We start from the raw sequence: 26,764 nt of genomic DNA on the forward strand, positions 1-26,764 counted from the left end.
GTTTCCAGCTTACCAGATGTTTTCCGTGCCGTTCCCGGCGCTTCCTTCATCCAACTCGCTGGTGTCTTCTGCGGCTTGACGCCCCGTCCGACGTTTCAAACTCTAACCGATCCCCGCTCCGAAAAGCGAATCCGGCCGCAATTCCCGAAAATGCACACGCCAAATAAACCCCGTGCCGGGGAGACTTAGGCATTTCCAGAGGATTGGCCGCTCCGGGACCGTCCGCGCCGATGCGTGTCCGGTGCTCCCTGCCGAGCGACTAGAGAACACTACCCCTCCCCCGGAGTGGGGGCAAGTCGTCGCCGGTCACAGCTCGCCCCGGCCCGGGCGGGTGGAGGGCGGCGGTCCAGGGGCCGCGGCTCTGCGGTCGCACCAGAGCACGAGCAGGACGCCGCCGACGCCCACGAAAAGTGCGGCGGCGGCGCCGGCCACCGGGAGCAATGGGCTCGGGACCTCCGTGGAATCGGCCGACGTCGAGACCTGGCCGGCCCTCGGTGTGTCCGGGACCGGTTCCGGCAGCGCGCCGCAACCGCTGATCCCCGTCATCACCAGCCCCGCGACCCCTGCCGCGCACTTGGTCCGCATTCGTGTGCGTTCCACGGTCCCCCACTCTCGTCACCGACGGCCACCCTCGCCCCGCCCGACCAAGCCTTCCCAGCACAGTGGGAGAACCGGACCCTCCGCACCCGGATTGCCCGATATTCACTTGTGCGTGTGACCCGCACCCCTCACACAATCCCCACCCAGTTCGAGCCTTGCGCACAAAGTCTCCTCGCGTTCGGAGAACTTCGGTGTGCATCTGCAAACGGCCCCACCGAGGCGGACCGGATCCGCACCGGTCTGTCGTGGGCCGCCCCCATGCATCAGGCCGCACCCCCAGCGGGCCTTCGTGCTGCTCAGCCTCGCCCTCTCGCCGACCGTCCCGCCTGCGGTGGATGCGGCGCGAACGCCGTCATCGACTGGTCGGCAAGCCGTATGGACATCCACAACCTGGTCCGCGCCTTCCGGTTCGGGCTGTTTCCCGTTCCCGGGCCCCTCGCTGTCGTGGACGGCCGTTGGGTGGCCGTCCTCCGGTCCCGCGGCGAGCCCGATGAAGGAGTCCGCAGGGAGTGCGCGGACGGGCCGCTGTGGATCACGGAATGGGTCCCCGTTCCGGGACGGGGGGCCTGGCTACCCGCCGATTGACTCAGCTGCCCTCTCCCAGGGCGTTCGTCAGCCGCTCGCGCAGTCGTCGCGCACTCGGGTCGGTGAAGTCGTCGAGCAGGGTCAGCGCCTCGCGGCGGTACTGCTGTGCAGCCGTGGGCGCCTCGTCCTGTTCCAAGGCGTCAGCCAGATGGCCAAGGGACACCGCCCACTGCCACCGATCACCCAGGTCTCGGTGCGCCGCGACGGCGCTGCGGTGGAACTCACCCGCTTCGTGAGTGCGGCCCAGCTCGAGGTAGGCCAGGCCGGTACCGTCCCAGGCCAGCGCTTCACGGCTGCGGTCCCCGAGACGCCTCTGCAGGACGGTGGCGCGTTGATAGGAGACGAGGGCTTCGTCCGGACAACCGGCGGCACGTTGGGCGTGCCCGAGTTGGGTCAGCCAGTGGCCCTCCGCCACAGCACTGCCGAGTTCCACGGCGAGCTCGACGGCACACTGCGCACTCATCACTGCTTCGCCCGCCTGCCCTCTTTCGAGCTGGAGCCTGCTGAGAAGGCACAGAGCGTTTCCCTCGGACCACCGGTCGGCCCTGTCGCGGAACGTCTCCAGGCCTGATCGGATCAGTTGCTCCGCTTCGGCCGGTGCGCCGAGAGCCAGGTGGGCCTCGGCCAGATTGACCGCCGCCCGAGGCTCCCAGTGGGCATCGCCGAGCGACCGGAACAGCTCACGAGCGATCGTGAAGGCGTCACGAGCCTCCGCCAGTCGGCGTTGGCGCAAGGAAAGCAGGCCGAGCCCGTTGAGGGTCAGCGCCTCACCAGCGGGATCGTCAAGCTCGCGACGGATCTCCAGCGCGGCCTGGTACTCCTCGGCGGCCTGGTCGAGCCGGCCGGACTGGGTGTACGCCATGCCCAGGCTCTCGTGCAACTCCGCCTGCGCGTGCCGGTCCCCACAGCGCCGTGCGGCCTCCAGTCCCAGGCGGGAGGTGGCGAACCAGTCCTGGAAGGGATTGCGCACCATGTAGAAGGCACGAAGGACGACCGCGAGCTGCCAGGCGGCCTCGTCCAGGCCCATGGCAGCCGCCGTCCGGGTGGCGGCCGCGAGATTGTCGCGTTCCGCCTCGAACCACTGCACCGCGTCGGCCTCGTCCTGGAACACCGCTGGTTCCACGTCGGGGCCCAGCGGTGCGAGCCGGACGCGAGGCTCGTGGGGAGCAGAGCGTTCCTGTGCCGCGTCGGCCGTGTGCAGGTACCACGCCAGCACACGACGGATCGCCAGCTCGCTCTCCTCGGTTTCCTGCTCGTGCTTGGCCTGGTCGATGGCGTAGGCACGCAGGAGGTCGTGGAACCTGAAGCGGTCGGCGGCGGATTGCTCGACCATGTGGGTCGCGAGCAACCCGTCCAGTGCCCGGCGCGTGTGCCGGGTCCCGCCTCCGACGAGGGCGGCGGCGGCCGACGTGCTGAACTCACCGGTGGGATGGAGGCCGAGCATGCGGAAGAGCCTCGCCGAGTCGGCGGGCAGCGCACGGTAGGACCAGGCGAAGACCGAGCGGACCGCCGAGGATTCCTCCTCGTCCTCGTCGGACAGTGCGTCCCACAGGCCAGATTCGTCCCGCAGGTCCTGGATCAGATCGTTCAACAGCATCCGTGGCCGGCCGGCCGCGCGCTCGGCCGCGATGCGCAAGGCCAAGGGCAGACGGGCACAGAGCCGCGCCAGCTGAACGAGCTCGGACGGATCGTCCCCGCTGCGGTAGTCCGCGGTGACCGCGCGCAGGAGCTCGACGGCATCGTGCTCCGCCAGAACATCCAGGGTCAGGTGCCGGGCCCCCTCCCGCACCCCGAGTCCCGAGAGACGGTGGCGACTCGTCACAACAACGAGACACCCGGGAGCGCCGGGAAGGAGGGGACGAACCTGCGCCGCGCGTGAGGCGTTGTCGAGCACGATCAGCATGCGACGCCCGGCGACCAGGGACCGGTAGGTCGACTCCAGGGCCTCGGGGTCGGTCGGTATCGCCGCGGCAGGCACGGCGAGAGCACGGAGGAAGCGTTCCAGCACCTGCGCGGAGGAGGCGGGTTCCTGTGGGTCGTAGCCGCGCAGGTTCGCATACAACTGCCCGTCCGGGAAGTGTCCTCGGACCGCATGCGCCCAGTGGAGCGCCAATGAGGTCTTGCCGACCCCGGCGGTGCCGGTGACCACGAGAACCTGAGCGGCAGGCGGTTGCTCCGCGAGCAACCGGTCCATGGCCTTCTGCTCGGCGGCCCGGTTGACGAACCCGCGGACGTCTGTCGGCAGCTGCCGCGGCACGGGTTCACCGGGCCCGCCGGTTTCGGGCGAGGGAGCGGCATGGATGTGGACCGGTCCCTGGATGTCCCGGGCTTGGACGACATTGCCTGCGGATCCGGACATGCTTGAACTGCTGCTTCCCGGCTGGGCCCAGGGTTCTTCCCGCGTCATCGATCAGCGCTCCACCGGTGATCCGACCGCCTCACGCGCCATGAAGGTCCTGATGTCCTCGCCCTGGTCGTACAGGCGGGCGATGAATCCGGCCACTCGATCCCTGGCAGCGGGGTCCAGATGACGGGTCGCACCGCCGAGGAGGCCGCGCACGTCGTACGAGATGTCGTAGACGGTGTCCGGGCCCAGGGTCACGAGCTCCGGCAGCGGACCGGCCTGTTCGTACGGGGCGACGACCTCAGGACCGACGACCCGGATCAGCTCACCGCACTCCGCCCGCACTCGCAGGAACCGCAACTCCCATGCGAGATAGGGGGTGAGCGGGAACTCCACGACGCGCACACGCAGCAGCCGACAGGCGTGTTCGGCAGCCAGACGCGACAGTTGGAGCAGTTCGCCACGCCGGCTTTCGATCAGCTCGAACGCCCGTCCGTGATCGCCTGCGGAATACGCAAGCCAGCTGTCGTCCTCAGGTTCCTGGAAGTCCTGCCTGCGTTCCAGCTTCCACGAATCGTAGCCGTCGAACGCGAAGTCCCGCTGCCGGAAGTCCTTCCGGTACTCGTCGACCAGGAGTCGGTCTCCGGGCACGTCGGCCAGGAGGTCACGCATCCGGCAGGTCCGCCTTCGCGGAGAGGAGCGTGGCCCGGGGAATCACGACGAGACGCTCGCCCTCACCGACCACCACGTCCTGAGGCAGTCCTGCTCGGTATGCCGCTGTCAGGTCCCGCCCGATGACGGCGAAGTCACCATTCGAGAGCTCCCACACGTCGGGGCAGCCGTCCCGCCCACCCGTGGTGCCCAATTCGGTTGGCGACCTGCCCATGCGCCGACTCAGCGCGGCACCGGGATCAGCTTCCCAGGGCTGGCTCATCACGCCTCCGAGTATCGCGTGAGCAGGTGGCTACACACCGTACATAGCGGCCGGGCTGATCGTCAATCCTCTTCCGGCTCCCGGGCGCCACGGGGAGGGGATCGGCCCGGCGGTGGGCGGTCGGGGTGGTCAGGTGGGTATGTCCCGGGTGGGGTCGTGGTGGTTGGGCTGGTCGTCGGGGTGGGGTGGGTGGGCGTCGAAGCGGGAGATTCGCAGCGTTGCGATGACACCGAGGAAGACGGTGGCGAAGGCGAGGGCGAGCAGGACCGTGAGGGCGGCGCCGACCAGGAGGCCGGCGCCGGTGAGACTCATCGACCGGCCCCGATGACGCGGTGGCCGAGGCGGGCGGCGAGGCCGTGGAGCAGTTCCTCGGCCTGGTCGCGGGTGAGGGCGAGGGCGAGCTCCTCGCCCGGGCCGACGTGGATGTCGAGGTCGACGGCCGGGAGCTGCACGGCGGTGTCCGGGACGGCATCGGTGGTGAGGTAGGCGACGGTGGTCCGCTCGGCGTACACCGACCCGGTGACGAGGGGGATCACGACTCCCACGGCCGGTCACCCCACTCCCGGAGGACGTGGAGGAGGTTGAGGAGGGTGGCGACGGAGGTGTCTCCGAAGTCGACGAGGAGGTGGCCGTCGGTGGTCACGCCGTTGACGCGGGCGAAGTCCCACTGGATGCCCAACGGCGCGCTGCGCTCGTGGAGTTCGGCGAGGAGGGCGGTGACCTCGGGCTCGGTGTAGGTGCGGAGGTACCTGTCGTCGGGGGCGATGGGGCCGCTCACGCGGCGGCGTCCAGCTCGAACCAGGTGACCTTGCCGGTCTTGGTGGCGGTGGCGCCGAAGCGGTGGGTGAGGGCGCGGATGAGGTGGAGGCCGCGCCCGGAGAGGGAGTAGGGGTCGGCGGGGGTGCAGGGCTCGGGCGGCAGGTCCGGGCAGTCGTCGCAGACGGAGACGCGGAGGGTGGTGGGCCTGAGGGAGACCAGGACGGACGGCGCCGGCGAGCCCGCGTGCTGCCAGGCGTTGATGTACAGCTCGTGGAACGCGAGTTCGGCGTCGGCGATGACGTCCGGCGGCCACCCGGCGGAGCTGAGGATCGCGCGGAGTTCGGCACGGGCGATGGAGCAGTCGGGCGGGTTGAAGGCACGCATGAGGGAACCTCCGAGTGGGGTTGTGCAGTGGGGTTCGTCGTCGATCGGTCGACGGAGACGTCGCCGTGAGCCAGGCCAGGGCGGGGCTGGTGAATTGCCACGTGTGGCTGCTCTGCGGTGCGGGAGGGCAGGAGGCGCCTACTGCCCGTGAAGACAGGCGTTACTGACGACCCGTCGGATCGGCATGGCACAGACCATAACGCAGACGCATGTGAAATTTTCCATGGCTGCTTGATATTCCCTCTAACGTGGCATTGAGAGCCCAAAATGGACCGCGCCTCGACCAGCGCGGCAGACTGGGACCACTCCTGTCCTGGAAGGATCCAATGGCTCGCACGAACCCAACCCTCCGTCAGCGAAGGCTCGGTGCAGAGCTACGAAGAATGCGCGAGCAGGCCGGCCTCGGCGGCAGTGAGCTCGGTCGTGCCGTCGGCATGAACCCGGCGCAGGTGACACAGATGGAAGCGGGGAAGATCGGCATCAGCGTGGAGCGCCTGCGCACGGTCGCGTCGGCGTGCATGTGCGCCAACGAGCCCTTGATCGAGGCCCTCGCGAACATCATCACGGAGCGGGAGAGGCCCGGCTGGTGGGAGGAGTACCGGGGAGTCCTCACGACGGACTTCGTCGATGTCGCGGAGTTCGAGAGCCACGCTCGGCGGCTCACCACCTTCACGATGGCCTTCGTTCCCGGCCTGCTCCAGACCGGCCGCTACGCCGCTGCGGTCTTCGCCGAGACCTTCCCGCCACTGCCACGCCACGAAGTCGACCTCAGGACAGCTTTCCGCATGCAGCGACAGCGCGTCGTCCGATCCGGTAGGACGCCGTACTCCGCATTCATCCACGAAGCGGCGCTACGCATGAAGTTCAGCGGTCCGGCCGTCCTCGCCGAGCAGCTCGACGCCCTCGTCGAGGACTCCAAACAGCCGACCATCTCGATTCGAGTGATCACGTTCGACGTGGACGCCATGCCGAGCTCCAACGAGAACTTCACCTACGCCGACGGACCGATCCCCGAGCTGGACACCGCACAGATGGACACGGGCCTCGGTGGCCGAATCTTCGACTCCCCGGCCCATACCGCGAAGTTCCGATCCCTGCTCGCTCGATTCGACTCGTGCGCCCTCTCGGAGGAGGACTCCCGAGGCTTCATCGAGTCCATCAAGAAGGAAGTGGAAAGCAAACATGTATAGCTCCGCTTGGCAGAAGTCCAGCTACTCCGCTGCAAACGACGAGTGCGTCGAGGTGCGCGCCACGGACGAGGTGATCGAACTCCGCGAGTCCGACGACGGCAACGTCATCGTCCGCACCACCCCTGCCAGGTTCGCCGCGCTCCTCCGTGACACCAAGGCAGGAACGTTCGACCACCACGCCGGCTGACACGACGGTGGCCCTCGCTCTGCGGAGCGAGGGCCACCGCGATGCCTGGCACGGGAGTGTGGGAGCAGGGCGCGGGCCGGTCCCGTCCACCGCGCACAGGTCCGGTCGGGCGTACCCGTCCGCCGTCGGAGCGATGCCTACCGGGCGCGCTCCGGGAGGCGGGGTTCACTGGTCGCTGACGTCGACGCGCGCGGCTGTGCGGTCGTGCGGCTGTCCGGGTGCGAGGAGGCTGGGCGGATGGATACGGCTGGGCTGGGTCGGGACGAGCTCCGATCGCCGCTGGAAGCGCCGGCGACGGCGTCCGAGCGGATCGGGCTGGAGATCGAGTGCGGCGTGGTCGACCCACGGACCGGGCTCGCCACTCCCTACCCGGGGCGGAACGGGATGCGGGCCGTCCTTGAGGCCGTGCTCGCGGAGTGGGACGGCAAGGTGCTGTTCGACGCGGGGGAACCGGTCGGGGTCGAGCTGGCCGACGGGGGCCTGATCGGGCTCGAACACGGCGGCCAGCTGGAGTACTCGGGCCCGCCGGTGGCCGATCTGGCCACGGCGGTGGACGACGTACGGCTCACTCTCGTCCGGCTGGCGGAGCTCCTCCGGCGTTTCGACCTCGCACTCCTGCCGGGCGCCTACCTGCCGTTCGACCGGATCGAGACCGTCCCCTGGGTACCCCTGAGCCGTGGCCCGATCCTGCGTGGGCACTTCGAGCGCTTCGACGGGGCAGGCAACGGCGGAGTGCGACTCCTGCCGCTGTCGACGTGCACGCAGGTGAACCTCGACTACCTCTCCGAGGACGACTTCACCCAAAAGCTGCGGATGCAGGCGGCCGCGTCGCCGGTGATCGCCGCGCTGCTCGTCAATTCACCGCTGTACGGGGGCCGGCTCGACGGGCTGCTCTCGCACCGCTGCCGGGACTGGCTGCTGACGGATCCGCAGCGCTCCGGTCTGGTACGGCCGGCCCTGCGCGGGGATGTGGGCATCGACGACGTCGTCGACTGGGCGCTGAGCATCCCGATGGTCTACTACCAGGACCGGACGGGCGGGCTCCGGCCCGCGCCGCCCGACCGGCCGTTCGCCTCGCTCCTCCGGGACGGGTTCGCCGACGGCGCCCGGCCGCTGTTCAGCCACTGGACCGCCCATCTGGCGCAGATCTGGACGCATGTCAGGGTCCGCCGCACCCTGGAACTGCGCGCGGCCGACGGCCCCGCGTACCAGAACCTCCAGGTCGTGCCCGCGCTGTGGACGGGGCTCAGCTACCACGCCCCGTCCCGGGACGCGGCCTGGGAGCTGCTGAGGCACTACAGCGCGGGACAGTTGCAGTCGGCGGCGGAGGACTTCCCCGCCGAGGGGCTGCGCACGATGCTCGGCGGCGACCGCGTGCACGAACTCGCGGGCGAGCTCGTCCGGCTGGCCCGGGAGGGGCTGCGGGCCCGGGCCGCCGCCGGCCTGGAGCGCCCCGAGACGCCCTCCTACCTCGACCCGTTGGACGAGGTGCTGCACACCGGCAGGACCTTCGCCGAGCAGTGCGCCCACCTCTGGGAAACGGACCTACGGCGTGATCCGCGCCGCTATGTCGCGCACTTCCGCGTCTGACCGCGCGGTCCCGACCACTCGGTCCGACCGTTCGGTGCCGGGGGAAGGCCTCGAACCTTCACGCCCCCTGGGGGACACCCGACCGTGAGGTCGAGCGCGTCTGCCACTTCCGCCACCCCGGCTTGTCGAACTCCGACAGGAACAACGCTAACAGCCGTCCGACAGCGCGTGAAGAACGCGTCGGAGATCAATGACGGATGTCCGGAAACAATCGCCCCGGAGATCAATTCCCGATCGCAAGATCCCTTTCAATAATTCGGCCGCCGCCCGGCGGCCACCCTTGTCCCGACCGGAATACCGCCGTACCCTCGGGCCAGTTGGCTCCCTTTGCCCGACAGGGGGAAGATCCAGTGCCTGACCAGCGCTCGGTTTTCTTGAGTTATCCACCGGCCTCCAGCATCTGGCACCTGCCCATGGGAATTGCCTACCTCACCGCGATCCTCGAAGAGCGCGGCCACCACGTCGTCCAGCACTACGGCTACGTCGAGGCCGTCGAACACGTCCTGCGGCGGCACGGCGGCGACCCGGTCGACGAGGCCCTGCGCACCGTCCGCGATCCCGGCGCCTCGATCCTGCGGCGCCACGACGCCCGCCGGCTGTTCGAGGAGGTCTCGGCGAGCACGGCCTCGGCGTTCGAGGACTTCGGGGTCGAGCGCAACAACGTGAAGTGCGACTCGCGGTACTTCAAGGGCGACGTCGGCGAACTGCGGTGGGTGCTCGACCACCGCGAGGAGCACGTCTTCCACGACTACTTCGCCGGGACGGAGCTGGCCCGCATCCGCGCCGCGGGCGCGGACGTCGTCGGCATCAGCGTCGCCGACGAGCGCCAGCTGGTGAGCGCCTGCGTGCTCGCGAGCCTCGTCCGGGAGCGGCTGCCGCACGTACGGCTGTTCCTCGGCGGGAACTACTGGGCCCGCACCATGGACGCCTACCACGACCCCGCGTTCGCCGCCCTGTTCGACCACTGGGACGCGATCGTCTACGCCGAGGGCTTCCGGCCCGTGGTCGCGCTGGTCGAAGGGGCCGAGCCGGCCACCGTACCGGGCGTGGTCTGGCGCGACGGGGACACCGTGCGCGTCAATCCGCGCACTCCCGCCCCCGTCGACTACGAGTCGCTGCCCACCCCGGTGTTCGACCGTGGCATCCGGCAGTGGAGCCCCGACTTCGTGCCGCCCCTCTACACGATGTCCAACTGCCCCATGCGCTGCGGGTTCTGCTCGATAGCGGCCGGCAGCGACAGCTTCCTGCACAAACCCCGGGTGATGTCCGAACGCCGCGTCGCCGAACACATCGCCGCGCTCGGCGTCGAACGCGTCGATTTCGTCGACGAATACCTCACCATCCCCAGGCAGCTCAGAATCGGACGGGAACTCGCGCGCATCGGGCACCGGGCCACCTGGCAGTGCTATCTGACCGCGAGTGATCAATTGCTGAAGCCGGAGACCTGCCGGGCACTGGCCGAGGCCGGATGCAGCGCCGTACAACTCGGCCTGGAATCGCTCGATCCGGACACCCTGCGCCAGGAAGCGAAACCCTGGAACCACCCGGCGAATTACGGGCGCATTCTCCGGAACCTGCACGACGCCGGAATCCAGGTCCACGTCTTCATCATCGTCGGCGTGCCCGGTGAGCCGATCAACCGCTCCCTGCGCTGGCTGCCCTTCCTGGAGGAGCACGGCGAGCACATCCTGACCATCAAGTCCGGCCGCTACCGGCTCACCCGGCGGGCCCCGGACGAGAGCGCCGCCTCGCTCCACCAGCTGTCCGGGCTCCAGGTGACCGGCGAGGACCGGAAGCTGCTCAACCTCAACCGCGACCAGTTCCGCTACACCACGGGCGGGCTCAGCCGTAAGCGTGTCGAAGCCGTGCGCGACCTCCTCGAAGAGGCCTGCCGCCGGCACTGGGCCTACCAGGTCACCTCCGACGTACCGTGGTGGACCAATCGGGGCCGGTTCACCTTGGAGCAGCTGCGCGCCGACGCCGAGGTCCTCCGCACCCACCGCCCCGCCGAACCCTCCATCCCGGCGAGCCACCTCAAGCGCGGGCTGTCCAAGATCGCCAGCGCGCTCCACGACGAGCTCGGCCTGCGCGCCGCGCCCACCACGTTCGAGGACGCCCGCGACATCGCCGCACGGCTGGACGCCGCCGAGGCCGCCGAGGCCGGTGCGGGCAGTACGGACGGTGCGGCCACCGTCCGCTGACCGGTGACCTCGCACATGGGGTTCCAGGCTTCCTGCCGGCGGGGGCGGGTTTCGTCGGTGCCGAGGAGTCCGAGCAGGCATGCTCGGGCTCCTCGGTCGATGAGGACGGTGCGTGGGCTGGTGGTGATGCCGGGGCGGAGCATGACGGACCGGCCCCCCCACACCTTCGCACCGGCTCTCCACCCGGCAGCGGTCCGATAGCCGTCCCCTCCGTGGAAGTTCACCTCCACGGAGGCGATCGGCCTGCCCCGGGACCAGCGGCTCAAGTCCTGCTGGAACAGCAGCCCCTTCGGGCCCGGCGCCTCCTGGCCGGTGACGAGCACCAGCCCCATGCGCTGTCGGAGCGGGGCGACATCTGCTCTCAGATTCGCGGAAGCCAGACTCCTGAGCAGGTCGAAACCTCCTAGGACGGCGGCGAGTTCGTACGGCACTCCCGCAGGGTGGCGAGGCCGGGTGACATGACCGCCGGATCCGTCAGCAAGTGGCCGGTTGCTGACAGGACAGGCGACTATCCCCCTTCGTAGTGGCCTGTCACAATCCAATGAGAGCGATGTGACATGTCACATGTGTTCCCGGTGTCCACCGGGAACACCCAACGAAGGAGGAACCCCATGAAGCGCATTGCCGCCGTTCTCGCCGGTACCGCCGCCCTGGCTGCACTGACCGGTGTCCAGACCGCCTCCGCCGGCACGGTGGGCACCACCGTGTGCGGAACCCCGGGTGCGCCGAACTTGGTCACCGTCAGGGCCTGTATCAACACCAACGGAAACCACGTGTACGCGTTCGGCCGCGTCACCACCGACCCGACCTGGCAGGACCAGCAGGTCTCGTTCCAGCTGAGCACCGCCGGCATCACCAGCCCGCCGTTCGCCACCGTCAACCCGACCGTTGTGATCCCGGTCGGCGGAGCCGAGGTCGGCGGCGTCACCGGCACCGTGCCCTGCGGCACCACGGTGACCGCCCAGTTCACCGTGAACCAGCCCGGCTGGTGGCCGTCGACCTCGACCATCTCGACCGTCGTGAACTGCTGACCCGGCCCACCGGAACCGAGGTCGCCCCTCGCTCGGCGGAGCGAGGGGCGGCCTCACCGCTCGCGGCTCGGCCGGGTCAGCCGCGGTCCCGTCGCAGCAGTTCCCGGAGGGCGGGCGGCGTGGATTCGGGGAGGGCGTCCTCCAGCCGGCGGCGGAGCAGCGCGACGTTGCCACCGGCCTCCGGAATCACGCGCACCTGGGTGGCGAGGGCAATCATCAGCTCGCCGATCCGGCCGGCGGGCGGTCCGAGACTCAAGAAGTCGTCGAGCGCACGCTCGGCTTCTTCCCGCTGCAGCATCGCCGAGTAGGCGAGGACGAGGTTTCCGAGATCCGCGATCTCGGCGGGCGCTTCCTCGGACAGCGCGGCCCTGACCAGTTCAACGACCCTTGCCAGGTGTCCGTCCCGTTCCGGATCACCGAGGGCGTGCAGCACGACCGCTTTCTCGTAGTGGAACCAGCAATTGCCCGGGGTGACGTCGAACGCACGGTCGAAATCCGCCGAGGCCTCCTCGTACCGGCCCATCAGGCGGTAGATCAAGCCACGCCCGGCCAGGGACCAACCATTGTCCGGGTCGATGTCGAGCGCACAGGCGACATCGGCCAGGGCCTCTTCGTACTGTCCCAACAGTCGATATACCTGACTACGATATCGGAAGTCGACCGCCCGACCGGGCCTGAGCTCAATGGCACGACCGAACTCGACCAACGCCTCCGTGTAGCCGCCGGTCGACTCGAGGACACTGCCCCGTTCGACAATCATCCATGCACTGTCGGGCTCAAGCTCGATCGCGCGGTCAAAATCGGCCAACGCCTCCGCGTACCGCCCCACAGCGTCGTACGTCTGGCCTCGACTGGCAATCGTCCAGGCGGCTTCCGGGTCGATGTCCACCGCACAGTCGAAGTCGGCCAACGCCTCCGTGTACCGCCCCCGCAGGCGGTACGCCTCACCGCGACCAGCAAATGTCCAGGCCACACCGGGCGCGATCTGAACGGCGCGGTCGAAGTCAGCCAGCGCTTCCTCGAGGCGGCCGGTCGACTCGAGAACATGGCCCCGTTCGACAATCATCCATGCACTGTCGGGCTCAAGCTCGATCGCGCGGTCAAAATCGGCCAACGCCTCCGCGTACCGCCCCACAGCGCCGTACGTCTGGCCTCGACTGGCAATCGTCCAGGCGGCTTCCGGGTCGATGTCCACCACACAGTCGAAGTCGGCCAACGCCTCCGCGTACCGCCCCCACAGGCGGTACGTCTCGCCCCGTCTGGCCAGCACCCAAGCATCGCGAAGGCCGTACTCAATGCTGCGGTCGAAGTCGGCCAACGCCTCCTCGAGGCGGCCGGTCAGGTGGTACGCGAAGCCGCGGCCGCGGTAGGCGGGAGCCGACTCCGGTTCGAGGGCGAGCGCTGCCGTGCAGTCGGCCACTGCCCGGTCGTACTCATCAGTGCCAATGTGCTCCCAACCCCGTAGCCGGTACGCGTAGGCCCGGCCCGCCGGATCCAGAGTGGCGCGGGACAGCAGCAGGGTCATGGCTGCGGCGCCCGGCTGTGGAGCATCCAGGGCAGTCAGCAAGTGCTCCGCCCATTCCCGCACTTCGCGCGCACCGACGTCCCGGCTCGCCCGGGTCAGCATCTGGACCCAGCGACGGAGGGCGGCGGGATCGTGGTCCTGAACGTACAGGAGGTCGTGCAGGGCCCGCGGGAGGGCCGTGTTGGGGTCGGCGCACAGGCGGTGGTAGATCTCCTGCAACCGGAAGGCGCGCCAGCGTTCGTCCTTCCAGCCTCCCGTGCCGTCGTCGAGCCGGACCTGCCACTCCCGGAAGGTGTCCGCGAGACGGGTGTGCTGTTCCTGCCACCGCGAGGGTGACCGCTGGCGTTGCAGGCGCAGCATCGCCGTGCGGACGACCTCGTGGTAGTGGCAGCGGCCGGCGCGGTCGATGACGAACGGCATCGACCGCAGCCAGCCGTACAGTTCCCTGGCCTCCGGGTCGTCAACGGCCGCGCAGAAGACGTCCTCGTCGAGTTCCTGCGGAAGTGCGCAAGCCAGGGCCGCCTCACGGCGGGCCGGTTCGGTCTCCCACTTCAGGAACCGCTCGACGGCCGTGCCGCTCGGGTCGCCGACGTCCGCCGCGTCCACCGGCCGCGCCTCCGCCAGGGTGGACACCAGCAGCGGCAGCCGCCCGGACAGGTGCAGGATCACTTCGATGGTGCGCTCGTCCGTCACGTTCTTCGCCGCCAGGAGCTGACGCGCCTCGGCCTCGGTGAACGGCTCCAGCGGCAGGTCGACGACCAGGTCGTGCCAGTCGCTCCAGTACTTCGGGTCCAGCCGGGCCTGGCCCGCCGTGACCACCAGCACGTTCGCGGGCAGTTCGCCGTACCGCTCGCTGACCAGGACATCGCGCAACCAGTCGTCGAGCAGTGGGCCGGTGCGCTCGTAGGTGTCGAAGAAGAGCACCACCCACGGTCGGCGCGACGCGGCCTCGGCGAGGTCCTGCAGGAAGACGGGTGTGAGCACCTGGAGCGGGGAGAGCACCAACTGCACGTCGTCGTAACTGCGCAGGCGGGCGCTGAGCATCCCCCGCAACTGCTCCGCCCCGGCCGCGACCTGGTTGGGGTCGAGTGCGCCGGTGAACGCGCCGACGCCGGGGATCATGCCCATCCCGACCAGGCCGACCCGGGAGACGATCGCGGTCGACGGTGAGGGACCGGGCGGCCCCTGGCCCACGGCGGCTCCGGCGTCGGCCTCGTGGCGGCGCTGCTGGTAGGTGGCCAGCAGCTTGTCGAACCGCTTCAGGGGTGTGCCCTGCTGGGCGAACTGGGCGCCGATGGCCGTCATCGCCTCGACGACTCCGGTCACGGACTCGTCGACGTAGGCGGTGACGGCCCGGGCCTCGTGCGCGGCGCTCTCCAACTGCCGTACGAGCGTGGACTTCCCCACGCCGCCCGGGCCCCGGATGTGGAAGAGGAACTGGGTCAGCTCCTCCGACGGCCGCTGCAACGCGTCCCGGAAGGACGCCAGCTCCCCGCGTCGCCCGACGAACCCGTTCCGACGCTGGCGCCGGATCAGTTCCTGCCGTGATAGCCCCTGCCCCGCCACCCGCCGCCCCTCCGGAGAACACGACCCGCCGGCACCATGTTCCCGCACATGCGGGCTCAGCGGCGGCGGAACTCAGAGGCGGCGGAACATCACGTGCTGTCCGACGTATCCGTGCTCGGGGTGGTCGAAGACCCCCGGGACGGTGCCGACCACCTCGAAGCCCAGGGACTTCCAGAGGTGCACCGCCGACTCGTTGGTCTCCACGACGGCATTGAACTGGATGCCCCGGAAGCCCTGCTCGCGGTGCCACTCGACGACGTACTCACCGAGCGCGCGACCGATGCCCCTCCCCTGGAAGGCGGGGTCGACCAGGAAGGAGGCGGTGCCGATGTGCGCGCCGCGGCCGGGCTTGTTGGGGCCCATCTTCGCCGAGCCGACGATCCGCCCGTCGAGCACGGCCACCACGGTGCGGCCCGGGGGCCGCTCCATCCACCAGGGCCTGGCCTCGTCGAGGGTCTGCCGCTCGGGGAAGGCGTACGTCCGGCCCTCGGCCATGATCGCGGCGTAGAAGGGGTAGACGCTCGGCCAGTCCTCGTCGGAGGCGATGCGGATCTCCATTCGGGACAGCGTACGGACGAACCGCCCGTGGCGCGCGGGACTTTCCGCCCCGGGGCGGGCGTGCGCTGTCGGGACAACGGCCGGACGCAGAGCGAGCAGACCGGCCCGTCCGCCCGGATTAGCGTCGCTCCCGTAAGCGCCCCGGGGAGCCGGAACGCGCCTGACGTCACGTCACTCACCTGTGCGGATAAGGAAAACAACCATGGTTGACATCGCTTCGGTCCACGCCGCCCCGAGCCCGGACCTGCTCACCCCCGACAACTCGATGATGCTGTTCGTCGACCACCAGCCGCAGATGTTCTTCGGCACCGGCAGCGGCGACCGCACCGCCATCATCAACGCCACCGTCGGCCTGGCGAAGGCCGCCAAGGTCTTCGACGTGCCGACCGTGCTCTCCACCGTCGCCGCCGAGTCCTTCTCCGGCCCGATCCTCCCGCAGCTGCGCGAGGTCTTCCCGGACCAGGAGGTCATCGACCGCACCACGATGAACGCCTGGGAGGACGAGGCCCTGGTCGAGGCGGTCAAGGCGACCGGCCGCAAGAAGATCATCCTGTCGGGCCTGTGGACCGAGGTCTGCCTGGTCCTGCCGGCCCTCTCCGCCCTGGAGCAGGGCTACGAGGTGTACGTCGTCGCCGACGCCTCCGGTGGCGTCAGCCCGCTGGCCCACGAGCACGCCCTGCAGCGGATGACCGCCGCCGGCGCCGTGCCCGTCACCTGGATCCAGGTGCTGCTGGAGCTCCAGCGCGACTGGGCCCGCGGCGAGACCTACGTCCCGGTCACCGAGCTGGTCAAGGAGCACGGTGGCACCTACGGCCTGGGCCTGGTCTACGCCCAGTCGATGATCAACCCGCACGCCGCGGGCTGACCCTCCCCCGCCACCGCGTGACACGGGCCCCTGCCGCACCAGAAGTGCGGCAGGGGCCCGACCCCCAGCAGCCCCGCACACCCCTCCGGAAGGAAGCACCCACCATGCCGTTCATCACCGTCGGCCAGGAGAACACCGCCCCGATCGAGCTCTACTACGAGGACCACGGCACCGGGCAGCCGGTCGTCCTGATCCACGGCTTCCCGCTGAACGGGGCCTCCTGGGAGCGGCAGAGCGCCGCCCTGCTCGACGCCGGCTACCGGGTCATCACCTACGACCGCCGCGGCTTCGGCCGTTCCTCGCAGCCGACCACCGGCTACGACTACGACACCTTCACCGCCGACCTGAACACCGTCCTGGAGACCCTGGACGTCCGGGACGCCGTCCTGGTCGGCTTCTCGATGGGCACCGGCGAGACCGCCCGCTACGTGGCGAAGTACGGCACCGAGCGGATCGCCAAGGTCGCCTTCCTCGCCTCGCTGGAGCCGTGGCTGCTGAAGAACGACGAGAACCCGGACGGCGCCGCCCCGAAGGAGTTCTTCGACGGCGTCGTCGCCGCCGTGAAGGCCGACCGGTTCGCCTTCTACACCGACTTCTTCAACGACTTCTACAACCTGGACGAGAACCTCGGCACCCGGATCAGCGAGGAGGCCGTCCGCAACAGCTGGAACGTCGCGGCGAGCGGCGGCGCCTTCGCCGCCTCGGCCGCGCCGACCACCTGGTACACCGACTTCCGCGCGGACGTCGCCGGCATCGACATCCCGGCGCTGATCCTGCACGGCACCGGTGACCGCACGCTGCCGATCGACGCCACCGCGCGCCGGTTCCACAAGGCGCTGCCCTCCGCCGACTACGTGGAGATCGAGGGCGCGCCGCACGGCCTGCTCTGGACCCACGCCGAGGAGGTCAACGCCGCGCTGCTGGCGTTCCTGGCGAAGTAGGCGAAGCAGGCGAAGCAGGCGGCGAGGCCGAACCGTCCGCGCCCGGCTCCCGTGCACCACGGGGGCCGGGCGCGGACGCATGCAGCGCCGGGCACGACGGCCTGCCGAGCCGGGCGCAACGGCGAACGGGGCCCGCCGAGGACGGCGGGCCCCGTGGGCGTGGTTCAGGAGGCGGCGGCCGACCTGGCGGCGTCGTGGATGAACTCCGCGACTGCCGAGGGTCGGGAGACGGCCACGGAGTGCGAGGCGTCGGGCAGTTCCAGGACGGTGGCGCCGGCGCGTCCGGCGGTGAAGCGCTGGAGCGGCGGCGGCAGGGCGCGGTCGGCGCCGGCCACCAGGGCCCACGCGGGCTTGGCCTGCCAGGCCGCCACGGTGGGCGTGTCGGTGAACACCCGCTCGGCGACCGGCCGTTGCAGCGCGGCGAGCACCTGCGCCACCTCGGGGTCGAGGTCGCCGGCGACGTAGGGGCCGAAGCAGTCCCCGGGCACCGACACCTCGGTCTCCCGCTCGGTGCCGTCCGTGCCGTCCGCACCGGCCGTGGTGTTCGCGAACGGGGTGCGCCGCAGCCGGGAGATCAGCGGCGAGGCGGCGAAGCGGCCCGCGAGCGCGTCGTAGCTCTCGCCGACCTCGGGCAGGTAGGCCGCGACGTAGACCAGCGCCACCACGTTCGGCGCGGCGCCGGCCTCGGTGATCACGGCGCCCCCGTAGGAGTGGCCGACGAGCACGACGGGGCCGTCGATCCCGGCGACCACGGAGGCCAGGTACGCGGCGTCGTGGGCCAGTCCGCGCAGCGGGTTGGCCGCGGCGAGCACGGTCAGGCCGCGCCGGTGGAGTTCGGCGACGACGCCGACCCAGGTGGTGGGGTCGGAACAGCCGTCGTGGACGAGCACGACGGTGGTTCTGGTGGTGGGCATGCCGGTGTCGGCCTTTCTCATGGCAGCGGGCCGACGGGGCGCCGCGCGTCGATCGGCGGGCCCCGTCGGCCGGCGGGCTGGTGGGGGAAGGGGATCAGGAGGCCCGCTGCCGGGCGTCGGCGTGCGCGGCGTAGCTCTGCCACTCGCGCGGCGAGACCCCGTAGGCCTCGCGGAACGCACGGCTGAAGTGGGAGTGGCTGACGAATCCCCAGCGGTGGGCGACTGCGGCGACGCTGCTCTGCCGGCGGGTGGGCCGTTCCAGGTCCCGGCGGCAGGCGTCCAGCCGCCGGCCGCGCACCCACTGGCCGACGGTGGTGCCGTCCTGCTGGAACAGCTTGTGCAGGTAGCGCACCGAGATGTGCTGCGAGCGGGCGATCGACTCGGGCGAGAGCTCCGGGTCGGCGAGGTTCTCCTCGATGTGCTCGCGGATCCGCGCCAGGATCCCGGCCGCGGCGGTCGGGTGTTCGGGGTCGACCCGTTCCAGCAGTTCGGCCACCAGGACGGCGACGATGTCGGAGACGCTGCGCGCGAGGTGGTTGCCGTGCCGGGCCCGGTGGACCGGGGGCTGGGCGGCGAGGGTGCGCAGGAACTGGGAGGCGAGCGAGCCGATGCCCTCGTCCCCGCGGGCCAGCAGGCCTCCGGTGCGCCGTACGTCGCCGTGCCGGACGCCGAGGTAGAAGCAGGGGACGCGGAAGCGGACCATCCGGCACCCGGCGTCGGCGAGCAGACCCGCCGGGTGCGGGGTGGTGCCGATCAGCAGGTCGCCGGGTTCCAGGACGGTGCTGGCGCCGTCGCGGCGCACGGAGGCCGCGCCCTGCAGGTGCAGGGCGACGTACAGGCAGTCCTCGGGGTCGGTGCCGGGCGGCGGCGGGAGGACGTCGATGCAGCCTGCGCCGCCGTCGGGAGTGGTCAAGGCAGCCTGGTGGGACTGGTGGGGCTGGTAGGGCTGGTGGGGCCCGGTTTCGGGCATGGGCGAGGGACCCGACTGGATCACGGGAGGCTCCGACCGGTTCGTATCGTTCAGAAGAGGACGTTCAGAAGAGGACGCTCGGAAGAGCGGAGGGGTGTGCCGCGTCAGGGGAGGAACGCGTCACGACGGGGAGTGGCAGCTCGTGGTGACGATTCTTGCCGCCCGCCCGCCCCGCGGACCACCGCCCGACGTAGGGATTGCCCGACGAAGCTTCATCACTCTGTAGCAACCGGGCGTCCTCGATCTGTCGAAACCGGCCGCCACCGAGGGCGTCACCACAGGTCAGGACGGTTGATCGGCCGGAGCGCGGACCAGGTCCCACAGGCGCAGCCCCAGGTGCAGGACGAGCCGGTGCGCGCCGTCGTCGAGGTCCAGGCCGGTCATCTCCTGGATCTGCCGCAGGCGGTAGTAGAGGGAGGTGCGGTGGACCTCCAGGATCTCCGCCGTCCTCGGCACCGAGCCGGCGTTCTCCAGGAAGCAGCGCAGGGTCTCCTCCAGGCGGGCGTTGCCGCCGCCGTCCAGCAGCCGGCGCAGCGGCTCGGGGACGAGGGAGTCGTCGAGCGCTTCGTCGGGCAGCTGGAGGAGCACGGCGTACTCCCCGAGCCGCTCCCAGTCCCCGATGCCGCCGAGCCGGGGCATCCGGCGGGCGGCGCGCAGCGCCACCCGGGCCTGGTCGTGGGAGATCCAGGCGTCCGCGAGCTCGGCCCGGCGTCCGCCCACGCCCACCAGGGTGGTCGCGCCCCGGTCCAGGAAGGTCCCCAGGGAGCGGACGACGCCGCGGGCCTGCAGCTCCAGCTCCTCCTCGGGCGGCTCGCGGTCGAAGACCTGGACCAGGACCGCCCGGTCCTGGTCGATCGCCGACAGGCCGTGGGCCGTGCGGGTCTGACGGAACGGCTCCAGGGCGCCCCGCAGCGCCGTCCCGACCCGGCCGGAGGGCCCGCGCAGGCCGGCGACGGCCACGACGGTCACCACCACGTGCGGGCCGGCGGGCAGCAGGCCGTCGTCCAGCAGGCGCCGGCGTGCGGCGCTGCGCTGCGCTGAGTCCGCCCCGACCAGCCGGTTCACCAGGTCGCGGGTCTGCTCCTGGTCCGTGTCGGCGGCCAGGCGCTCGGCGTACATCTCGGCGGCCACGGCGCGGGCGGTCCGGGCGATGGCCCCGGTCTCGGCCGCGGTGAGGTCGCCGTCCTTCGCCACGACCATGAGGATGCCCAGCATGTAACCGCGTTCGAGGATCGGTACGCAGTAGCGCGGTTTGAGGCCGAGGTCGTCGCGACCCTCCAGGTAGCCGGGTCGGGTCCACCGCGTCACGCCCTGGGACACCACGTGGCGGATGGCCTCGTCGTCCGCGATGCCCTGCAGGAGGGTGCGCACGCGTACCGGGTCCTCGTCACCGAAGTGACGGCTGGCGCACATCAGGCGCACCAGCGGGTCGTCGAGGACGACGGACCGTCCGAGTTCCTCGGCCAGGCCGTCCACCAGCGACTGCAGCGCCTCGCCACCGGGTAGCGCGCGCTGGATCCACCTCTTCATCATCGGTAACCTCCGGCCGCCTTCATACAAGAGGCGAATCCGACGGCTCAAACCTTCGACAAATCGAGAAGACGCCCGCTCAGCGCCCTGCTGAGCTGCGATTACCGGACGGTACGTCCGCGTCCCACCCGGTACGGCGGGCCGGACGGTGCGCGGATCGTCATGCCGCGGTGCACCACCGGCACATCCCGCTCCCCCGCCCTCTCCTAACCTGGGAGTGAATCCGCCTCCCCCCCTGTTTCCCGGCAGCTCCGGCAGCTCCCAGGGCCCGAGGCGAGAGCATCGTGCCGCCGGTGACGCCGGCGGACGGCCCCTCTTCGCCCCGCACCGATCGGTGCCGCGTCCGGCCCCGACCACGACCCAGGAGAACCCATGTCCGCGCCCCACCCGCTCCCCAGCCCCCGGCCCCGCCCGGAGGCCGCGAGCACCGACATCGTGCTCGACGCGCGGATCGTGCTCGGCGAGGCGCAGTCCCTCGACATCCCCGTGCGCTTCGCCTACCGCGGCGACGACCCGTTCGCCGTCGCCCTGGAGTTCCTCGGCGCCGCCGCCGAGGCGGGCACCTGGCAGTTCTCCCGCGACCTCCTCTGGGAGGGGCTGCAGCGGCCCGCCGGCCACGGCGACGTGCGGATCTGGCCGCCCTGCACCTGCCACGGCCGCGCCTCGCTGCGGATCATGCTCCAGGGGCAGGACGGCTCGGTGCTCCTCGACCTGCCGTCCCGGCAGCTGCGGCGCTGGCTGCGGCGGGAGAGCTTCGCGCTGGTCCCCCGGGGCACCGAGGGCACCCTGATCGACTGGGCGACCGAGCTGGACGGTCTGACGGACTGAAGGGCTGAAGGACCGACGGACCGACGGACCGACAAGATCACCGGCCGGACAACAGGCCCGGCAGCAGGGCCTACGGAGACCCCGATCACCACGACGCACGGCGCGCGCCGCCCGCCTACGGGTACCGCGGGGCCGGGCCCTCCGAGCCGGCCGGGTACTCCTCCAGCGGCACCACGTCCCGCTCCCACGCGGACAGCACCGGTGCGAGGACCCGCCAGGCCTCCTCGGCCTCGTCGCCGCGGATGGACAGCGCCGGGTCGCCGGTCAGCACGTCGAGCAGCAGCCGGCCGTAGGCGGGCAGCTCGGCGGGGTCCATCTCCGCGGTCAGCGACAGCGGGGCCAGCTCGTGCGCCCGGACGCCGATTCCGGTCAGGTCCACGGACAGCCCCTCCGGTTCCAGCTCGAAGCGCAGCACATTCGGCCGGGCCTCGCCGCCGTGGCCGAAGGGCAGGTGGGGCACCGGGCGGAAGCGCACCGCCACCTCCTTGCGGTCCGCCCCGAGGGCCTTGCCGCTGCGCAGCCGGAACCTCGTGCCGGCCCAGCGCCAGCTGTTCAGCTCCAGTTCCACCTCGGCGAAGGTCTCGGTCCGGCGCCCGGGGTCGACGCCCTCCTCCTCGGTGTACGCGGGGACGGAGCGCTCGCCGATCCTGCCCGGCAGGTAACGGGCGCGGCGGGTGCGGTGCAGCACGTCGTTCTCGGTCAGCGGCCGGACGGAGCGCAGCACGTCCACCTTGCGGTCGCGCAGGTCGCGCTCGCCGAGGGTGATCGGCGGTTCCATGGCCACCAGGCAGAGCAGTTGCAGCAGGTGGTTCTGGATCATGTCCTTGAGCGCGCCGACGTGGTCGTAGTACCCGGCCCGGCCCTCCAGCGCGAGCGTCTCGTCCCAGACGATGTCGACCTCGGCGATGTGGGTGCTGTTCCAGATCGGCTCCAGCATCCGGTTGGCCAGCCGGCTGCCGAGGACGTTCTGGACGGTCGTCATGGCGAGGAAGTGGTCCACCCGGAACACCGCCCGCTCCGGCACCAGGCCGGCGATCAGCCGGTTCAGCTCCTCGGCGCCGGCGAGGTCCTCGCCGAACGGCTTCTCCAGCACGATCCGGCTGCCGGCCGGCAGCCCGGCCCGGTGCAGGGCGGAGACCGCGGCCGGGAACAGCGCCGGGGGCAACGCGAGGTAGACGGCGACGGGCCCCTCCCCGGCGACCGCCGCGGCGACGTCCTCGGGGCTGGTGACGTCGGCCCGCAGGTAGCGGGCCGAGGCGATGACGGCCGCCCTGGCCTCGGCCGGGGAGTCCTCGCCGTGGCGGTCGAGCTGCTCGGCGGCCCACTCCCGGTACCGCTCGGTGGACCAGTCCTCCCGGCTCGCGCCGGTCAGCACCAGCCGGTCGCCGAGGTGGCCGCCGGCCCGCAGCGCGGCCAGCGCAGGCAGCAGGTAGCGGGCGGTGAGGTCCCCGGTCGCGCCGAAGACGGCGAGCCGCTCGATCATCGCCGTACCCCCGCCCTCGCCCGGGCCAGGTTCACGCCGCTGGCGGCGATCCCGATGTGGCTGAACGCCTGGGGGAAGTTGCCCATGAACTCTCCTGTGGACGGGTCGATCTGTTCCGACATCAGCCCCAGCGGGCTCGCCCGGGAACACAGCGAGGTGTACAGCTCCTCGGCCTCCTCGGTGCGGCCCTGGCCGATGAGGTTGTCGACCAGCCAGAAACTGCAGAGCACGAAGGCGCCCTCGTCGCCCGCCAGGCCGTCCGGGGACTCCTCGTGCAGGTAGCGGTGGAGCAGCCCGCCGCCGGCGGACAGCCGCTCGGCGACGGCGGCGGCGGTCGCCACCATCCGCGGGTGGTCGATCGGCACCACGTGCCGCAGCGGGAGCGCGAGCAGGCTGGCGTCCAGGACGCCGCCGCCGTCCAGGTGGGCGCTGAGGGTCCTGGCCTCCTCGTCCCAGGACTGCTCCAGGATGAGCCGGCTCAGGTGATCGGCCGAGGCGCGCCAGCGCCCGGTGCTGATCGGCAGGCCGAGCCGCTCGCCGATCTGCGCGGCGCGGTCCAGGGCCACCTGGCACAGTCCGGCCGAGTAGGTGAACACCCGGCCCTCGCTGCGCACCTCCCAGATGCCCTGGTCGGGCTCGCGCCAGGCCTGTTCGGCGGCGTCGGCGAGGCCGGCCAGGCCGGCCCACAGGGCGGGCTGGATCTCGCCGCCGGCCCGCAGCCACTGGTCGGCGCAGTCCAGGATCTCGCCGTAGACGTCGTGCTGGCGCTGGTCGGCCGCGCCGTTGCCCCAGCGCACCGGGGCGGAGCGCTGGTAGCCCTCCAGCTCGCCGTCCTCGACCTCCGCCGGCACGGGGCCGCCGCGCAGGTCGTACATGATGCGGGGCCGGCCGCTGTCCTCGAAGGCGTCGAGCACCCAGCCGAGGAAGGCGTCGGCCTCGCCGCGGAAGCCGATCCGGCGCAGCGCGAAGACGGCGAACGCGGCGTCGCGGATCCAGCTGTAGCGGTAGTCCCAGTTGCGGATCCCGCCGATCGGCGCGGGCAGCGAGGAGGTGGGCGCCGCGACCAGCGAGCCGTTGGCCCAGTCGTCGCAGAGCTTCAGGGTGACGGCGGCGCGCCTGACCAGGGCCTGCTGGGGGCCGTCGTAGTCGAAGTGGCGCATCCAGTGGCGCCAGGCGTCGGCGGTGCCCTTCAGCATGGCGTCGGTGTCGACCCGGTGGTGGCGGTGGAAGCGGCCCCAGGACAGCACCAGGTCGAGCCGCTCGCCCTGGCGCAGGTCGTGGGTGCTGTGCAGGCCGGGCAGCGGCCGGTTGGAGCGCAGGTGGAGCCGCAGGCCCGGCCGCCGGCCGGGGCGCAGCTCCAGTCCGCTGAACAGCGCCCTGGTCCGCGCGCCGCCACGGGGCTCCAGTTCCGCACGCAGCCGGACGCGCCCGTCCAGCACCACGGCGGAGCGCACCAGTTCGGAGCGGTCGGCGGGGGCGTCGTCGGCGAGGTCGGCGCCGGAGCGCAGCGCCAGCGCGTCGGTGACGCGCACCAGGCCGGTGCGGGAGCGCAGTTCGGTGACCAGGACGCCGGTGTCCGGTTCGTAGCGCTGGCGCGCCTCGACCGGGTCCTCCGGCGCCAGGGTGAAGTGCCCGCCCCGGGCGTGGTCCAGCAGGCCGCAGAACAACGGCTCGGCGTCGAACCGGGGCAGGCAGAGCCACGGGATGGAGCCGTCCCGGCCGACCAGGGCGGCGGTGGTGCCGTCCCCGATGAGGCCGAGGTCCTCCAGCGGCAGGTAGCCGTGCCGCCGCAGGACCGGCCGGAAAGGTGGATCGGGGTCGTGCATGCCGCCTCGCTTCCGCAGCGCCGGGAGAGTTCGTCCGCTCCCCCGCAGGTCGCACCGCCGGGCCGGTGGTGCGGTCGGACCTCGCCCCTCCCCCGCCGGACGGGGCCGGCCGGCCCCGTCCGGGCTGCTCCTCCCACCGTCGCCGCAACCGTCCCGGAGCGCGACCCGGCCGCCGCGGCGGCGGGGCGTTCCGGTGAAATCCACGGGCCGCCCGGGACGGCCCTTCCGCCGCCTCCCGGCGCGGCGGGGCCGGCTGCTAGCGTCGGAGCGCTCGCGGCAGACGGCGGAGCAGGGACGACGGAGGGTGCTGTGGAGGACAGGGGCGCGGAGCCGGTCTACATCGGGTCGTTCACCTCGGCGGGCGGACCCGGGATCGTCGTGGCGGCGGTGGACCCGCACACCGGGGCGCTGACCGCGACCGGCGCCGTCGGCGCCGTCCCGGACCCGTCCTACCTCGCCGTCGGGCACACGGAGGGCGGCCCGGTGCTCTACGCCGTCTCGGAGACGGCGCCGGGAGCGGTCGCCGCCTACGACCTCTCCGGTCCGCTCCCCCGCCCGCTCGGCGCACCCGTACCGGTGCACGGGGACGGGCCCACCCACCTCGCCCTCGCCCAGGGCCACCTGCTGACCGCCAACTACGACTCCGGCAGCGTCACCGCGCTGCCGCTCGCCGCCGACGGCGCTCCGCAGGCCCCGAGCACCGTGCTGCGCAACGAGGGCGCCGGGCCGCACCCCGAGCGCCAGCGCGGCCCGCACGCCCACCAGGTGCTCCCCGACCCGTCCGGCCGCTGGGTGCTGAGCGTCGACCTCGGCACCGACGCGGTGCGGATCTGCGCCCTGGACCCGGCGACCGGTGGGCTGACCCTGCACGGGCAGACCGTCCTGCCGCCCGGCACCGGCCCGCGCCACCTCGCCTTCCACCCCTCCGGACGCCACGCGTACGTGCTCGGCGAGCTGCGCCCCGCCGTGACCGTGTGCCGCTGGGACGCGGCCACCGGGGTGCTCGAACCGGTCGGCGAGGCCCCGCTGTTCCCCGCCGCCCCCGAGGTCCCGGTGCTGCCCTCGGCCCCGGTGGTCTCCCGCGACGGCCGCTACCTGTGGGTGGCGGTGCGCGGCAGCGACACCATCTCCGTGCTGGCGCTCGACGCGGACGGCGAGGGGGCGCGGCCGGTGGCGTCGGTGCCGTGCGGCGGCGCGTGGCCGCGCGACCTGGTCCTCGACCCCGCGGGCCGCCGCCTCTACGCGGCGAACGAGCGCTCGGGGGACGTCACCTGGTTCGACGTCGACGCCGCGACGGGCCTGCCCCGCCGCGCGGGCTCGCTGGCCGTGCCCGCGGCGTCCACCGTCGTGTTCGGCCGAGGCTGACCGCTGCCGGGCGGCGGCTGACGGCTCCGCCCACGGGAGGCCGTCAGCCGCCGTCGCGGTACACCAGGACCGGGCAGGTGGCGTGCCGGGTGCAGTGCTGGGCCACCGAGCCCAGCAGCATCCCCGAGAAGCCGCCGAGCCCCCGGCTGCCCACCACCAGCAGGGACGCGCCCCGGGACGCCTCGATCAGCGCGCCGGCCGGGGAGCCGTAGCGCGCCACGATCCGCACCTCCGCCGGCGGCTGCGGGCCGACCGCGGCCGCCACGGCCGTCGCGGCCTCCCGGCGCGCCTTGCCCTCCAGTTCCGCCTCGTCGGTGCTCCCCGGCGGGAACCAGCCGCGCGCGCCGTGGAACGTCGGGTACTCCCAGGCGATCACCGCCTCCACCACGCCTCCGGTCAGCTCCGCCTGCCGCACCGCCCAGCGCAGCGCATGCTTCGACGGCTCCGACCCGTCCACCCCGACCACGATGCGGCCGGTCTCCTCACGCTGCTCCGCCATGCCTCCTCCTCGGCTCGACGCCCTCCCCCACCCTCGCGCCGACCCCCCGCCCCGCGCAGTCCGGCAGGGCCGGACGGGGGTCGCCGCGA

24 protein-coding genes and 1 tRNA gene are annotated in these 26,764 nt (G+C 71.8%); 9 read left to right on the forward strand and 16 right to left on the reverse strand.

All coding sequences use genetic code 11. The features are described from left to right. Window positions 1–1,186 precede the first annotated feature (1,186 nt). The 7 genes from ACFU9E_RS34005 to ACFU9E_RS34035 all read right to left on the reverse strand — a co-directional run bounded on the left by ACFU9E_RS34005 (window position 1,187) and on the right by ACFU9E_RS34035 (window position 5,606). Window positions 1,187–3,544, reverse strand: a complete 2,358-nt coding sequence (locus tag ACFU9E_RS34005; protein ID WP_380687280.1) for an ATP-binding protein — start codon at window positions 3,542–3,544, stop codon at window positions 1,187–1,189. 51 nt (window positions 3,545–3,595) lie between these two features. After that, the gene (locus tag ACFU9E_RS34010; RefSeq protein ID WP_380687282.1) at window positions 3,596–4,201 is read right to left on the reverse strand and encodes a DUF6879 family protein; all 606 of its coding nucleotides are present in this window, start codon (window positions 4,199–4,201) and stop codon (window positions 3,596–3,598) included. Continuing rightward, window positions 4,194–4,463 carry a hypothetical protein gene (locus ACFU9E_RS34015; protein ID WP_380687295.1) on the reverse strand — a complete coding sequence of 90 codons (270 nt, stop codon included), beginning with the start codon at window positions 4,461–4,463 and terminating at the stop codon, window positions 4,194–4,196. Before ACFU9E_RS34015 ends, ACFU9E_RS34010 begins: the two co-directional genes overlap by 8 nt. A gap of 129 nt (window positions 4,464–4,592) precedes the next feature. Further along, window positions 4,593–4,775, reverse strand: a complete 183-nt coding sequence (locus tag ACFU9E_RS34020) for a hypothetical protein (protein WP_380687284.1) — start codon at window positions 4,773–4,775, stop codon at window positions 4,593–4,595. Then, entirely contained in the window at window positions 4,772–5,008 is a 237-nt protein-coding gene (locus tag ACFU9E_RS34025) for a hypothetical protein (RefSeq protein ID WP_380687286.1), read from the reverse strand. Before ACFU9E_RS34025 ends, ACFU9E_RS34020 begins: the two co-directional genes overlap by 4 nt. Continuing rightward, window positions 4,996–5,241 carry a hypothetical protein gene (locus ACFU9E_RS34030; protein WP_380687288.1) on the reverse strand — a complete coding sequence of 82 codons (246 nt, stop codon included), beginning with the start codon at window positions 5,239–5,241 and terminating at the stop codon, window positions 4,996–4,998. The genes ACFU9E_RS34025 and ACFU9E_RS34030 overlap by 13 nt, the downstream gene beginning before the upstream one ends. Beyond that, window positions 5,238–5,606 carry an ATP-binding protein gene (locus ACFU9E_RS34035; RefSeq protein ID WP_380687289.1) on the reverse strand — a complete coding sequence of 123 codons (369 nt, stop codon included), beginning with the start codon at window positions 5,604–5,606 and terminating at the stop codon, window positions 5,238–5,240. The genes ACFU9E_RS34030 and ACFU9E_RS34035 overlap by 4 nt, the downstream gene beginning before the upstream one ends. Before the next feature lie 326 nt (window positions 5,607–5,932). On the opposite strand from ACFU9E_RS34035, the gene ACFU9E_RS34040 reads away from it, so the two are divergent. From ACFU9E_RS34040 to ACFU9E_RS34050, 3 genes are all read left to right on the forward strand, one after another. Next, entirely contained in the window at window positions 5,933–6,796 is an 864-nt protein-coding gene (locus tag ACFU9E_RS34040) for a helix-turn-helix domain-containing protein (RefSeq protein WP_380687291.1), read from the forward strand. Next, window positions 6,789–6,983, forward strand: a complete 195-nt coding sequence (locus ACFU9E_RS34045) for a DUF397 domain-containing protein (RefSeq protein ID WP_380687293.1) — start codon at window positions 6,789–6,791, stop codon at window positions 6,981–6,983. The genes ACFU9E_RS34040 and ACFU9E_RS34045 overlap by 8 nt, the downstream gene beginning before the upstream one ends. Before the next feature lie 237 nt (window positions 6,984–7,220). Further along, complete coding sequence (locus ACFU9E_RS34050; protein ID WP_380688648.1) at window positions 7,221–8,573, forward strand: glutamate-cysteine ligase family protein; 1,353 nt, start codon at window positions 7,221–7,223, stop codon at window positions 8,571–8,573. 35 nt (window positions 8,574–8,608) lie between these two features. Here ACFU9E_RS34050 and ACFU9E_RS34055 read toward each other — a convergent pair. Next, window positions 8,609–8,695 (reverse strand) — tRNA-OTHER (locus ACFU9E_RS34055). A gap of 291 nt (window positions 8,696–8,986) precedes the next feature. On the opposite strand from ACFU9E_RS34055, the gene ACFU9E_RS34060 reads away from it, so the two are divergent. Together ACFU9E_RS34060 and ACFU9E_RS34065 are read left to right on the forward strand one after the other, a co-directional pair. Beyond that, window positions 8,987–10,774: a B12-binding domain-containing radical SAM protein gene (locus ACFU9E_RS34060; RefSeq protein ID WP_380688650.1), complete on the forward strand. Its 1,788-nt coding sequence runs from the start codon at window positions 8,987–8,989 to the stop codon at window positions 10,772–10,774. A 611-nt stretch (window positions 10,775–11,385) separates the two neighbouring features. Beyond that, window positions 11,386–11,805, forward strand: coding sequence for a hypothetical protein (locus ACFU9E_RS34065; RefSeq protein ID WP_355364389.1), 420 nt, complete (start codon window positions 11,386–11,388; stop codon window positions 11,803–11,805). A 76-nt stretch (window positions 11,806–11,881) separates the two neighbouring features. On the opposite strand, the gene ACFU9E_RS34070 is transcribed toward ACFU9E_RS34065, so the two are convergent. Then, complete coding sequence (locus ACFU9E_RS34070; protein WP_380688871.1) at window positions 11,882–14,896, reverse strand: tetratricopeptide repeat protein; 3,015 nt, start codon at window positions 14,894–14,896, stop codon at window positions 11,882–11,884. A 72-nt stretch (window positions 14,897–14,968) separates the two neighbouring features. Next, the gene (locus tag ACFU9E_RS34075) at window positions 14,969–15,454 is read right to left on the reverse strand and encodes a GNAT family N-acetyltransferase (RefSeq protein WP_380688873.1); all 486 of its coding nucleotides are present in this window, start codon (window positions 15,452–15,454) and stop codon (window positions 14,969–14,971) included. Window positions 15,455–15,656: 202 nt separating this feature from the next. Here ACFU9E_RS34075 and ACFU9E_RS34080 point away from each other — a divergent pair, with 202 nt between their 5' ends. Together ACFU9E_RS34080 and ACFU9E_RS34085 are read left to right on the forward strand one after the other, a co-directional pair. Then, window positions 15,657–16,319, forward strand: coding sequence for a hydrolase (locus ACFU9E_RS34080; RefSeq protein ID WP_380688875.1), 663 nt, complete (start codon window positions 15,657–15,659; stop codon window positions 16,317–16,319). A gap of 104 nt (window positions 16,320–16,423) precedes the next feature. Next, the gene (locus tag ACFU9E_RS34085; protein ID WP_380715626.1) at window positions 16,424–17,260 is read left to right on the forward strand and encodes an alpha/beta fold hydrolase; all 837 of its coding nucleotides are present in this window, start codon (window positions 16,424–16,426) and stop codon (window positions 17,258–17,260) included. A gap of 164 nt (window positions 17,261–17,424) precedes the next feature. Here ACFU9E_RS34085 and ACFU9E_RS34090 read toward each other — a convergent pair whose 3' ends face one another. From ACFU9E_RS34090 to ACFU9E_RS34100, 3 genes are all read right to left on the reverse strand, one after another. After that, a complete protein-coding gene (locus ACFU9E_RS34090; protein ID WP_380687068.1) occupies window positions 17,425–18,174 on the reverse strand; it encodes an alpha/beta fold hydrolase in 750 nt (249 codons plus the stop codon). Between the two features lie 94 nt (window positions 18,175–18,268). Then, entirely contained in the window at window positions 18,269–19,087 is an 819-nt protein-coding gene (locus ACFU9E_RS34095) for a helix-turn-helix domain-containing protein (protein ID WP_380687066.1), read from the reverse strand. A gap of 339 nt (window positions 19,088–19,426) precedes the next feature. Then, complete coding sequence (locus tag ACFU9E_RS34100; protein WP_380687064.1) at window positions 19,427–20,677, reverse strand: PucR family transcriptional regulator; 1,251 nt, start codon at window positions 20,675–20,677, stop codon at window positions 19,427–19,429. A 369-nt stretch (window positions 20,678–21,046) separates the two neighbouring features. Between ACFU9E_RS34100 and ACFU9E_RS34105 the strand changes: the two genes are divergently transcribed. After that, window positions 21,047–21,502, forward strand: a complete 456-nt coding sequence (locus ACFU9E_RS34105; protein ID WP_380687062.1) for an SsgA family sporulation/cell division regulator — start codon at window positions 21,047–21,049, stop codon at window positions 21,500–21,502. Between the two features lie 115 nt (window positions 21,503–21,617). Here the strand turns inward: ACFU9E_RS34105 and ACFU9E_RS34110 are convergent, their stop codons facing one another. Together ACFU9E_RS34110 and ACFU9E_RS34115 are read right to left on the reverse strand one after the other, a co-directional pair. Further along, entirely contained in the window at window positions 21,618–22,985 is a 1,368-nt protein-coding gene (locus ACFU9E_RS34110) for a glucose-6-phosphate dehydrogenase (protein WP_380687060.1), read from the reverse strand. After that, complete coding sequence (locus ACFU9E_RS34115) at window positions 22,982–24,811, reverse strand: glycoside hydrolase family 15 protein (RefSeq protein ID WP_380687056.1); 1,830 nt, start codon at window positions 24,809–24,811, stop codon at window positions 22,982–22,984. The genes ACFU9E_RS34110 and ACFU9E_RS34115 overlap by 4 nt, the downstream gene beginning before the upstream one ends. A gap of 309 nt (window positions 24,812–25,120) precedes the next feature. Here ACFU9E_RS34115 and ACFU9E_RS34120 point away from each other — a divergent pair, with 309 nt between their 5' ends. Then, window positions 25,121–26,176, forward strand: coding sequence for a lactonase family protein (locus tag ACFU9E_RS34120; protein ID WP_380690338.1), 1,056 nt, complete (start codon window positions 25,121–25,123; stop codon window positions 26,174–26,176). A gap of 43 nt (window positions 26,177–26,219) precedes the next feature. On the opposite strand, the gene ACFU9E_RS34125 is transcribed toward ACFU9E_RS34120, so the two are convergent. Next, complete coding sequence (locus ACFU9E_RS34125; RefSeq protein ID WP_380715627.1) at window positions 26,220–26,675, reverse strand: universal stress protein; 456 nt, start codon at window positions 26,673–26,675, stop codon at window positions 26,220–26,222. Between the last annotated feature and the right edge of the window lie 89 nt (window positions 26,676–26,764).

The sequence above is a fragment of the Kitasatospora sp. NPDC057595 genome (assembly GCF_042800875.1).
Lineage (GTDB): Bacteria > Actinomycetota > Actinomycetes > Streptomycetales > Streptomycetaceae > Kitasatospora.

What these genes read in the sequence shown, in the direction of transcription:
- ACFU9E_RS34040 (WP_380687291.1), top strand. Translation starts at nt 5,933, where the DNA reads ATGGCTCGCACGAACCCAACCCTCCGTCAGCGAAGGCTCGGTGCAGAG.
- ACFU9E_RS34085 (WP_380715626.1), top strand. Translation starts at nt 16,424, where the DNA reads ATGCCGTTCATCACCGTCGGCCAGGAGAACACCGCCCCGATCGAGCTC.
- ACFU9E_RS34080 (WP_380688875.1), top strand. Translation starts at nt 15,657, where the DNA reads ATGGTTGACATCGCTTCGGTCCACGCCGCCCCGAGCCCGGACCTGCTC.
- ACFU9E_RS34115 (WP_380687056.1), bottom strand. Translation starts at nt 24,811, where the DNA reads ATGCACGACCCCGATCCACCTTTCCGGCCGGTCCTGCGGCGGCACGGC.
- ACFU9E_RS34105 (WP_380687062.1), top strand. Translation starts at nt 21,047, where the DNA reads ATGTCCGCGCCCCACCCGCTCCCCAGCCCCCGGCCCCGCCCGGAGGCC.
- ACFU9E_RS34035 (WP_380687289.1), bottom strand. Translation starts at nt 5,606, where the DNA reads ATGCGTGCCTTCAACCCGCCCGACTGCTCCATCGCCCGTGCCGAACTC.
- ACFU9E_RS34005 (WP_380687280.1), bottom strand. Translation starts at nt 3,544, where the DNA reads ATGTCCGGATCCGCAGGCAATGTCGTCCAAGCCCGGGACATCCAGGGA.
- ACFU9E_RS34015 (WP_380687295.1), bottom strand. Translation starts at nt 4,463, where the DNA reads ATGAGCCAGCCCTGGGAAGCTGATCCCGGTGCCGCGCTGAGTCGGCGC.
- ACFU9E_RS34065 (WP_355364389.1), top strand. Translation starts at nt 11,386, where the DNA reads ATGAAGCGCATTGCCGCCGTTCTCGCCGGTACCGCCGCCCTGGCTGCA.
- ACFU9E_RS34100 (WP_380687064.1), bottom strand. Translation starts at nt 20,677, where the DNA reads ATGATGAAGAGGTGGATCCAGCGCGCGCTACCCGGTGGCGAGGCGCTG.
- ACFU9E_RS34060 (WP_380688650.1), top strand. Translation starts at nt 8,987, where the DNA reads ATGGGAATTGCCTACCTCACCGCGATCCTCGAAGAGCGCGGCCACCAC.
- ACFU9E_RS34090 (WP_380687068.1), bottom strand. Translation starts at nt 18,174, where the DNA reads ATGCCCACCACCAGAACCACCGTCGTGCTCGTCCACGACGGCTGTTCC.
- ACFU9E_RS34125 (WP_380715627.1), bottom strand. Translation starts at nt 26,675, where the DNA reads ATGGCGGAGCAGCGTGAGGAGACCGGCCGCATCGTGGTCGGGGTGGAC.
- ACFU9E_RS34110 (WP_380687060.1), bottom strand. Translation starts at nt 22,985, where the DNA reads ATGATCGAGCGGCTCGCCGTCTTCGGCGCGACCGGGGACCTCACCGCC.
- ACFU9E_RS34075 (WP_380688873.1), bottom strand. Translation starts at nt 15,454, where the DNA reads ATGGAGATCCGCATCGCCTCCGACGAGGACTGGCCGAGCGTCTACCCC.
- ACFU9E_RS34020 (WP_380687284.1), bottom strand. Translation starts at nt 4,775, where the DNA reads ATGAGTCTCACCGGCGCCGGCCTCCTGGTCGGCGCCGCCCTCACGGTC.
- ACFU9E_RS34045 (WP_380687293.1), top strand. Translation starts at nt 6,789, where the DNA reads ATGTATAGCTCCGCTTGGCAGAAGTCCAGCTACTCCGCTGCAAACGAC.
- ACFU9E_RS34010 (WP_380687282.1), bottom strand. Translation starts at nt 4,201, where the DNA reads ATGCGTGACCTCCTGGCCGACGTGCCCGGAGACCGACTCCTGGTCGAC.
- ACFU9E_RS34050 (WP_380688648.1), top strand. Translation starts at nt 7,221, where the DNA reads ATGGATACGGCTGGGCTGGGTCGGGACGAGCTCCGATCGCCGCTGGAA.